This window comes from Nocardia sp. NPDC058518, from assembly GCF_042719655.1.
In the GTDB taxonomy this organism is placed as follows: Bacteria; Actinomycetota; Actinomycetes; order Mycobacteriales; family Mycobacteriaceae; genus Nocardia.
In genome coordinates, this window is record NZ_JBHXNJ010000004.1 from 287,160 (window position 1) to 294,469 (window position 7,310).

9 protein-coding genes are annotated in these 7,310 nt (G+C 68.1%); 3 read left to right on the forward strand and 6 right to left on the reverse strand.

Going from position 1 to position 7,310, the window contains the following annotated elements; all coding sequences use genetic code 11:
* Window positions 1-123 precede the first annotated feature (123 nt).
* The 5 genes from ACFWPX_RS10355 to ACFWPX_RS10375 all read right to left on the reverse strand — a co-directional run bounded on the left by ACFWPX_RS10355 (window position 124) and on the right by ACFWPX_RS10375 (window position 4,527).
* On the reverse strand, window positions 124-672 hold the full coding sequence (locus tag ACFWPX_RS10355; protein ID WP_378914946.1) for a ferritin: 549 nt from the start codon (window positions 670-672) through the stop codon (window positions 124-126).
* Between the two features lie 82 nt (window positions 673-754).
* Complete coding sequence (locus tag ACFWPX_RS10360; RefSeq protein ID WP_378927132.1) at window positions 755-1,285, reverse strand: ferritin; 531 nt, start codon at window positions 1,283-1,285, stop codon at window positions 755-757.
* Between the two features lie 9 nt (window positions 1,286-1,294).
* A complete protein-coding gene (locus ACFWPX_RS10365; protein WP_378927227.1) occupies window positions 1,295-2,698 on the reverse strand; it encodes an LCP family protein in 1,404 nt (467 codons plus the stop codon).
* 167 nt (window positions 2,699-2,865) lie between these two features.
* Window positions 2,866-3,642, reverse strand: coding sequence for a type II CAAX prenyl endopeptidase Rce1 family protein (locus ACFWPX_RS10370; protein WP_378914942.1), 777 nt, complete (start codon window positions 3,640-3,642; stop codon window positions 2,866-2,868).
* Between the two features lie 123 nt (window positions 3,643-3,765).
* Window positions 3,766-4,527, reverse strand: a complete 762-nt coding sequence (locus ACFWPX_RS10375; protein WP_378927133.1) for a DUF2470 domain-containing protein — start codon at window positions 4,525-4,527, stop codon at window positions 3,766-3,768.
* 103 nt (window positions 4,528-4,630) lie between these two features.
* On the opposite strand from ACFWPX_RS10375, the gene ACFWPX_RS10380 reads away from it, so the two are divergent.
* Genes ACFWPX_RS10380 through ACFWPX_RS10390 form a run of 3 tightly spaced genes read left to right on the forward strand, consistent with a single transcriptional unit; the run spans window position 4,631 to window position 6,673 of the window.
* The gene (locus ACFWPX_RS10380) at window positions 4,631-5,053 is read left to right on the forward strand and encodes a hypothetical protein (protein WP_378927135.1); all 423 of its coding nucleotides are present in this window, start codon (window positions 4,631-4,633) and stop codon (window positions 5,051-5,053) included.
* A gap of 40 nt (window positions 5,054-5,093) precedes the next feature.
* Window positions 5,094-6,008 carry a prephenate dehydratase gene (gene pheA, locus ACFWPX_RS10385; protein WP_378927136.1) on the forward strand — a complete coding sequence of 305 codons (915 nt, stop codon included), beginning with the start codon at window positions 5,094-5,096 and terminating at the stop codon, window positions 6,006-6,008.
* A complete protein-coding gene (locus tag ACFWPX_RS10390; protein ID WP_378927137.1) occupies window positions 6,005-6,673 on the forward strand; it encodes a histidine phosphatase family protein in 669 nt (222 codons plus the stop codon). Before pheA ends, ACFWPX_RS10390 begins: the two co-directional genes overlap by 4 nt.
* Window positions 6,674-6,747: 74 nt before the next feature.
* Here ACFWPX_RS10390 and ACFWPX_RS10395 read toward each other — a convergent pair.
* The coding region (locus tag ACFWPX_RS10395) for an ESX secretion-associated protein EspG (protein ID WP_378927138.1) at window positions 6,748-7,310 on the reverse strand (563 nt) is incomplete at its 5' end.

The window sequence follows — 7,310 nt, forward strand, 5'->3', positions numbered from 1 at the left end:
TGTCTGTGTCTCGGGTGTTGTTTGGTTCTGTCTCGCCAGCGCGGTGAGTCAACCGCCGTGTGTACTTTCGTGTTTGGGGTGGGGCGCGCGCCCCCCCCCCCCCCCAATCCCTCTGCGTTCGAGCTAGACGCTGCCGCCGGCGACCGACGGCGCGCCTGCGGCGTCCTTCGGGGTGCTCAGCTCACGCCACATGAACGCCTCCAGGTCGAACAGGTTCGACCCGGCGCGATCGGCGATATTGAGCAGCGTGGTCATGTGCGCCACTTCCTCGACCTGTTCCTTCAGGAACCACTGCATGAACTGCTCGCCGAGGTAATCGCCCTCTTCGCGGGCGGTGCTCGCCAGCTGCACGATCTGGTCGGTGACCGTCTTTTCCTGGGCCAGCGCCAGTTCGATCGGCTCACGGGCGGACTCGAACTTCGACTTCGCCGCGTCGATGCCCGAGATTTCCACGGCGATGTCGCGGTCGACGAAATACTGCACGATCATCATCGCGTGATTTCGTTCTTCCACCGACTGCGCGTAGAAACGCTTGGCCAACTGCGGCAGGTCGTTGTTGTCGAACCACACCGCGATCGCGATGTACTGGTGCTCGGCATTGAACTCATGCCGGATCTGGTCTTGGAGCAGAGTGTGGAACTTGCTTCGCGGGCTTTCCGGATGAATCGACATGCCGGCAACATTAATGCTGGTCAAGGGCGTTGTCATCCAAGTGCAGCCTTATTGAGGACAGTATTCCCTAACCAAGCATTTCCTAACTCGCACCGGCCATTCGGGGTGCGGTGGTGTCTACGCGCACCGTGCCGCGCAGTTCACGGCGGATGAATTCCTCGACGTCGAACAGGTTGTCCTGTCGGTCGAGAACGGTGAGCAGCGTGGTCATTCCGGCGACATCGTCGACCTGCTCGCCGAGGAACCACTGCATGAATTGTTCGCCGAGAAAATCATTCGTGTCGCGCGCGGCCGCGGCGAGTGCGCTGATCTGCTCGGTGGTGACCCGTTCACGGTCGAGCAGAAAGGCGATCGCGGCGCGCGGGGAATCGAATTCCGAGCGCACTTCGTCGAGCCGACCGATCGCGATCGGCACCTCGCGGTCGAGTAGGTACTGCACCATGCGCATCGCGTGCCCATGGTTCGCCGTCGAGCGCGCATAGGTTTGCCCGGCCAGCTCGGGTAAATCCTGTGCGTCGAAGTAGACGGCGGCGGCCAGATACTGATGAGCCGAGGTCAGACCGGCTCTTACCTGGTCACGCAGGAGTTCGGTGAACGACAGGTTCTCGGGCATACCTCGACGTTACCGCGTGAGCAGCTCCTCCGGAATCTGCTGATCGGTGGCGAGCGCCTCGAAGAACCCGGAGGCCTTCGACTTGTCCCAGAGCAACACGTTGCCCACGTCGGTGTCGTCGAATCCGCCGATCGGGACGCTGGTGGTGACAGTGTCGCCGCGCATCGCCCAGCCGAGCGCGGCCAGGTTCCAGATGTGGTCGCCGTCATCGACCTTCAGCGAGCCCGCGACCCCGGTCGCCATGGGCCACAAGGCGAACGGATTGGCGAGGGTCCCCGTGCCCGTCGCCTTCTTCAACAGCGCCGCCATGAACATCCGCTGGCGGTTCATCCGGTCCACATCGGCGGTCGGGGTCGCACGGGTGCGCACGAATCCGAGGGCCTGCGGGCCGGACAGTTTCTGACAACCCGCGGCCAGGTCGAGCCCGGCCAGCGGGTCGACGATCGGCTCGTCCAGGCACATCTCGATCCCGCCGATCGCGTCGACCACGCTCGCGAAACCACCGAAACCGATCTGCGCGTAGTGGTCGATCCGCACGCCCGTGGCTTCCTCCACCGTCTGGACCAGCAGCGGAGCGCCGCCGAGCGCGAACGACGCGTTCAGCTTGTCCTTGCCGTGGCCGGGGATGTTCACATAGGAGTCGCGCGGGAGGCTGACCATCGTGGTCGGGCCGGAGGACGGGATGTGCACCATCATGATGGTGTCGGTGCGTTCGGGCCCGGTGTCGCCACCGGTCGCCAGTTCCTGTTCCTGCTCGGTCGAGAGGTCGCCGCGGCCGTCGGAGCCCACCAGCAGCCAGTTGGTGCCGGGGGTATTGCTCACGCGGTCGCTGTAGGAGGGCAGCGCGGTGATGCGGGTGAGCGAGTTGTCCAGGTGCACGACCGCGGCGATCAGGCCGACGATCAACCCCACGACGATCACCGTCAACCACCGGAACGGATGACGTTTGCGCCTGCGCCGCGGCGGCCGTGGCTGCCTGCCCAGGTCGACGGGCGGGGGAGTGCGCCGGGGCGGGAGACCGTCGTGATGGGGGACCGGACGCTGGGTCGGCGCGTGTCTGACCTGCTCACGACGTGGCGGCGGTGGTGGCTGACGCGGCTTCTCGCGCTCGTACGGCATCTGCGAATAGGCCAGCGGCTGGTCGCCGGAGTTGCCGCGGTGCAGCACCTGGGTGGGTTCGACGTGCGATGCGCCGCGCCGAGGTGCCGGGTTGTAGCGAACCGTCGGCCCGTCCTCGGGATGCGGGCGCCGATCGTTGCCGGGCGGGCGGCCGTAGCGCGGATCGGGTGGTACCCCGCGACCTTGCGGTGGCATGGGACGACCTTGTGGGGGCACCGAAGGGCCGCCGGGGCGGCCTGACGTCGGCGGCACCCGGCGTCTACGGGGGTCCTCGCGGGGATCGTCGCCGTTCATCACCGTCAAACTCTACTGATCGTGGGGAGCGCGAGTCGGTTCTGCGCGCTCGGTCACTACTGGGATACCCCGCTCGAGGCCCACTGTTAGCGCGAAACGCGGTGATGTGGCGAAACTCGCCGCGACACGCCGCTCACATCAGTGCCCGGGGGTGGTCCGAGTAACTGTCACGGCAGCCAGCCGACGCGCCCACGCAGCACGTTGTAGCCGAGATAGGCGACAGCGTCGATCGTCGCGTGGGCCAGGATCAGCGGCCACAGGCGGTTGGTTCGCTGCCAGTAGCGGCCGAAGACCAGGCCCATCACGATATTGCCGAGGCCGCCGCCGATCCCCTGATACAGGTGATAACTACCACGCAACAGCGCCGACGCGGCCAGCGACGAGTTCTCCGACCAGCCGAGCCTGCGCAGCCGGGTGATCAGGTAGCCGACCACCACTACTTCCTCGGCGACGGAATTCGCACACGCCGACAGGATCAGCACCGGCAGCCGCCACCAGTGTTCCGACAGCGAACTCGGCACGATGGTGACGCTCACCCCCATCGCGTGCGCGATCAGATACAGCGCGAGCCCCGGCAACCCGATCACCGCGGCCAGCACCAGACCGGCCACGATATCGCCACGCCGGATCCGTGCCAGCCCGATCAGCCGCGGCCCGATCCCGCTGCGCCACAACAGGTAGAGCCCCAGCGCCGCCCACGCCATCAGCCGGGTCACCCCGACGAGCTGGAACAGCAGATCGATCAACGAATTGTTCGACCGCGACGCGTTCAGCGCCACCGTCCGCCCACCGACCCCACCCGGCGACACCGCCGAATCGAGCAGGGACAGACCGGCACTGATCCCACTCAACCCGAAGGTCACGAGCAGCACGACCGCGATCTCGACTCGCAGCCCGAACCTGTCCCGCTCGCTCAGCTCGGTCTGGGGAGGATCGACACGCATGCCGCGCAGTGTAAACAGCGAACACGCCGCAGTCGGTTCCCGCCGGGCCCGGCGACGCGAAGTGAGACGCGGCTAACCGATCCAGCCTGGGTACAGCCCCTGTAAGTGCTCCGAGAACACCTTTCAGATGCGGCGCAGGCCGTTCAGGAACGGGCAGCCCGCGAGGATGCGGACCGCGCGGCTCAGCGATTCGATGTCGTCGGCGGGGGTGGGGAAGGGGAGGCGGACGTCGTGGTCGCCGTCGTTGCTCTCGACTCGCAGGGTGAGGCCGTAGCGGTCGATGGCGAGGGGGTGCACCAGGCCGCCGCGCAGCCGGGTCGGCAGGTGGCGAGCCAGCTGCGCGACGACGTCGGCGTGATCCTCCGACATGTGTTGCAGCCAGGCGCTTTCCAGTTCGCAGAACGGGTCGGCCGAGGCGGCGCGCAGGTCGGCGTGGTCGACGGACTCGGCGCCAGCGGTATCGGCCAGTACCGCCGAGTTCACCACGATCCGCAGCAGCGTGACGCCGTGCCCGACATCGAGCAGGCCCGGATGCGGGTACTCCTTGGCGATTTCGACGGCGAGCGCGCGCTGTGCCTGCTCGGGTACCTGGCGCACCCAGCCGCGCAACCACACCAGCGCCCTGACCGGCTCACGCAGCGGGAGCGGCGCGTGATCGGTGAGTTCGAGTACCGCGGAGGTCTCGTTGGCCGTGGCGGCCAGCGCCGCCGCGAGCGAGGACGCAGGCACCGCGATCACCGCGTCGCCGCAGCGGCGCAGGTGGTGCAGCGTCGTGGGGACCGGGTCGATACCGGGGAGCGCGAGCACCGCTGTCTCGGCATGAGCGCACGCACTTCGCACCCGCTCGGCGGTGGTCGGCGAGAGGATCGTGGTGGGGCTCGACATGACAACCTCCGCGAACGTTTGATTAGGTAAACCTAAGCTAAGTTACAAACGCCCGACGCGCAAGAGGACACCAGCGATGAAATCGAGCCGATACGGTGGACCGATGACGCACGACGACCACGGCGACGACCATTCCGCCCCCGCCGAACCCGTCCTGCTGAACCTGTCGGCCCCCGCCCGCCGCAGTCTCGTGGCCGACCTGGTCCGCCCCGACGGCAGTTCCCCCGCCCCCGTCGACGTCGACATCCCCGACCCCGACCTCACCGCCTTCCTGGCCGGCATCGCCCACGCCGACCACGGCTTCACCGCCCGCACCACCAGCGGCCCCCGTGCCCTCGCCGTGGTCGCGGGCACCGTAGCGGCCCTCTGCGGCGAAGACATCCCCACCGCCCTCACCACCCCCGACCTCCCCTTCCTGAAGTCGCTGAAGCCCGCCGCCATCGAAGCCACCCGCACCGTCCTCCTAGCCATCGAAACCCCCAACGAACAGGCAATCACCGAAGCACTGCGCGTCCTGGATTCCTGAGCTGGGCGACCTTCGGCGGCGGTCCAGCTAATCTTTGTGTGTGCCGCGTATTGCGTATTTCGGGCCGTCCGGGACCTTCACCGAGATGGCTCTGGCGAAGTTCGAGAACTCGGGGGCCTTCGATGGGCCGGTCGAGCGGGTCGCCGCGCCGAGTCAAGGGGCGGCGCTCGACCTGATCCGGACCGGAGAGGTCGACGGTGCGGTGGTGCCGATCGAGAGTTCGGTGGAGGGCTCGATCCCGGCGACCCTGGATTCCCTCGCCATCGGACCGCGCTTGCAGATCATGGCCGAGACCGAGCTCGAGGTGACTTTCACGATCCTCGCGCGACCGGGAACCTCGCTGGCCGACGTGCGCACCCTGGCCGCCTATCCGGTGGCGGCGGCGCAGGTCAGGGAGTGGGTCGCGCGCACGATGCCCGATGCGCGCCCGTTCACCTCGGCGTCCAACGCGGCCGCCGCCGAAGACGTGGCGGCAGGCACCGCCGATGCCGCGATCTCGACCGCGCTGGCGGGCGAACGACTCGGCCTGGTGACCCTGGCGGGCGGCGTGGCCGACCACGACCAGGCCATCACCCGCTTCGTCCTGGTTACCCAGCCGGGCGTGGCACCCGGCGCCACCGGCGCCGACCGGACCTCCATCGTCCTCGAACTGCCCAACGAGCCCGGTTCACTCATGCGAGCGTTCGCCGAATTCGCCACGCGTGGAGTCGATCTCACACGCATCGAATCGCGACCGACCCGCACCGGCATGGGCACCTACCGGTTCTATCTCGACTGCGTCGGACACATCGACGACCCGGCGGTGGCCGAAACTCTGAAAGCCTTGCACCGCACCGCCCATGTCCGCTTCCTGGGATCATGGCCCGCGGTAGCGGCCATCGGCTCACCGCCGCCGTCGGACGAACCGGCCGCAGAATGGTTGACGCAATTGCGAAAGGGGGTCGCGGACCTATGACCACCCGCGCGAAACTGATTCTGGTGCGCCACGGCGAGACCGAGGGCAATGTCGCGAAGATCCTCGACACCGCGGTGCCCGGCCTGCCGCTCACCGAACGTGGTGTGGCGCAGGCGAAAGCGTTCGGCGCGGGCCTGGCGCGAGCGCCCCAGGTACTGGTGTCGTCGGATGCGCTGCGCGCCCGCCAGACCGCGAGCCACATCGAAGAAGCCACCGGCACACCGGCACACGTCCTCGACGGCCTGTACGAGGTGCAGGTGGGCGAACTACACGGCCGCTCCGACCGGGAAGCGCACGAACTCTTCCAGCAGATCTATCGTGGCTGGCACCTCGGCGAGCTCGACGTGAGAGCCCCCGGCGGCGAATCCGGCCACGAAGTGCTGGCCCGCATCCTGCCCGTCCTCGACGGCCTGCGCGAGGAATTCCTGACCGACGACGCCGACGGTGACGTGGTGGTGGTGAACCACGGTGCCGCCATGCGCCTGATCGGCAAGGCGCTGGCCGGGGTGGCGCCGCCGTTCACGACGAACAACCACCTCGACAACACCGAGACCATCGAACTGCTCCCCACCGAAGACGGCGGCTGGGAATGCCTACGCTGGGGCAAATTCACCCCACCGTTCACCATCAAAGCCGACCCCTCCGCCGACGACCCCATGGGTTAAAGGCTCCGGCTGCGCCTACGGTTTACGGCTAAGTTGTGGGGGGCGTTTGGTGGGGCGGTTGTGGTGGGGTGGGCTTACGCCGGGTTACTGGCTGCCGCGGTAGGGAATTCGGTGCGGACCGGTAGGGACTCGATGAGGTCGGCTACCGCGGTGCGCAGGCGGGCGTTGGTGCCGCTGGCGATGGACGACCACTTCACCCCGTCGTCGGCGACGCTGGCGGTGATGATGAATCTGCCTGCGCGCGTGTTGAAGACGGCGATGTGGTTGTCCTGGATGTCGCGGGTGCCGTCACCGTAGGCCACGCCGACGATCTCGGCGTAGGAGTGGATCTCCACCAGTGCCGAGGCCAGTGCCTGCGCGTCGGTGGCCGGATTGCCCACCTTGCCGAGGCGCTTCGCGGTGGCGGCCGCGTCGCCGGTGTCGCCGAAGATCGGCGCCAGATGTTCGGTGGGAGCGTTCATCCCGTACAGCTCGAGCGCTTCGACCGGTCCGAGTGCCTGCAGCACCGCGCCGGGCAGATCGAGACCGGCGTCGTCGATGACGTAGGACTCCGGCCCGGGGGGGGGGGGGGGGCCGCCGGGGGCGGCCGCCGCGCCGCCCGCCAGCGAGTGGGGGGGGGGCGCCCCCCCCCCCCCCC

Excerpts from the sequence above, each read along its gene's own strand:
- ACFWPX_RS10365 (WP_378927227.1), bottom strand. The coding sequence starts at position 2,698 with ATGAACGGCGACGATCCCCGCGAGGACCCCCGTAGACGCCGGGTGCCG.
- ACFWPX_RS10370 (WP_378914942.1), bottom strand. The coding sequence starts at position 3,642 with ATGCGTGTCGATCCTCCCCAGACCGAGCTGAGCGAGCGGGACAGGTTC.
- ACFWPX_RS10380 (WP_378927135.1), top strand. The coding sequence starts at position 4,631 with ATGACGCACGACGACCACGGCGACGACCATTCCGCCCCCGCCGAACCC.
- ACFWPX_RS10360 (WP_378927132.1), bottom strand. The coding sequence starts at position 1,285 with ATGCCCGAGAACCTGTCGTTCACCGAACTCCTGCGTGACCAGGTAAGA.
- ACFWPX_RS10355 (WP_378914946.1), bottom strand. The coding sequence starts at position 672 with ATGTCGATTCATCCGGAAAGCCCGCGAAGCAAGTTCCACACTCTGCTC.
- ACFWPX_RS10390 (WP_378927137.1), top strand. The coding sequence starts at position 6,005 with ATGACCACCCGCGCGAAACTGATTCTGGTGCGCCACGGCGAGACCGAG.
- ACFWPX_RS10375 (WP_378927133.1), bottom strand. The coding sequence starts at position 4,527 with ATGTCGAGCCCCACCACGATCCTCTCGCCGACCACCGCCGAGCGGGTG.